Origin of the sequence: Cupriavidus sp. SIMBA_020, assembly GCF_046535395.1 — a bacterium.
GTDB lineage: Bacteria > Pseudomonadota > Gammaproteobacteria > Burkholderiales > Burkholderiaceae > Cupriavidus > Cupriavidus campinensis.
Genome location: NZ_JAWRWU010000908.1, coordinates 1 through 261 on the forward strand (window position 1 = coordinate 1; position 261 = coordinate 261).

Consider the following 261-nt stretch of genomic DNA (forward strand, 5'->3'; position numbering starts at 1 on the left):
GTGCAACGCTATCTCCCTCACCTGCCCGCGGCGGGCGAGGTCGTGATCTTCGATCGAAGCTGGTACAACCGCGCGGGTGTCGAGCGCGTCATGGGCTTCTGCTCGCAAAAGCAGGCCGAAGAATTCCTCGCAGCGGTGCCGCTGGTCGAGAAAGCCATCATTGCGTCGGGCATCATACTCATCAAGTACTGGCTCGAAGTCAGTTCCGACGAACAGACGCGCCGCCTCGAAGGCCGCATTCACGACGCGCGCAAGACCTGG

At 62.1% G+C, this 261-nt stretch carries 1 pseudogene; it reads left to right on the top strand.

The window, feature by feature from the left end:
* A pseudogene (locus SB751_RS32065) lies at window positions 1-261 on the top strand (polyphosphate kinase 2); the annotation flags it as partial.